At 72.6% G+C, this 711-nt stretch carries 1 protein-coding gene; it reads right to left on the minus strand.

The genetic code is table 11. The annotated features are described in order from the left end of the window. Positions 1-569 (minus strand): response regulator transcription factor (locus APM_RS12915; protein ID WP_007423814.1); only part of this gene is annotated, 569 nt, incomplete at its 3' end. Positions 570-711 lie beyond the last annotated feature (142 nt).

The raw sequence follows: 711 nt of genomic DNA on the forward strand, positions 1-711 counted from the left end.
ACGCGGCCGGCATGGCGCATCAGGTATTCCAGCACCTCGTATTCGCGGGGCTTGAGGTCGATGCGCCGGCCGGCGCGGGTGACGGCGCGGGTGAGCCGGTCGAGTTCGAGATCCTCGACCCGGAGCACCGGCCCGGAGGGGCGCATCTCGCCGCGCCGGGCCAGGGCGGCGACGCGGGCGGCCAGTTCGGCGGCGGCGAAGGGCTTGACGAGATAGTCGTCGCCGCCGGCGCGCAGGCCCTCGACCCGGTCGTCGATGCCGCCGAGGGCGGTGAGGAACAGCGCCGGCATGGTCAGGCCGGCGCCGCGCAGGGTGCGGACCAGGGCGAGACCGTCGAGGCCCGGCAGCATGCGGTCGACGATCAGCAGGTCCCAGGCCCGGCCCTCATGGCCGGCGGCGGCGCGCAGCAGGCCGTCCCGGCCATCGGCGGCGACGGCGACGAGATGCCCCTCGGCGCCGAGCGCGGCGCGCACGAGATTGGCGGTCAGCTCGTCGTCCTCGACCAGCAGGATGGCCAGGCAGGGTTGCGTCATCGCATCGGTCCGGTCATGCACGAAGCGGAGGATCATGGTACCGGCCCGCCGGTCAAGCGAGACCGGGAAACATTACCGAATCACAAACTGGATGTAAGCCGCGGGGCAGCCGCGCTGCGGCATCCAGCCCGGCGTGATCCGTTCTCGCCTCGTACGTCTCCGTCGCCTTGCCGGTCTT

The sequence above is a fragment of the Acidiphilium sp. PM genome, from assembly GCF_000219295.1.
Lineage (GTDB): Bacteria > Pseudomonadota > Alphaproteobacteria > Acetobacterales > Acetobacteraceae > Acidiphilium > Acidiphilium multivorum.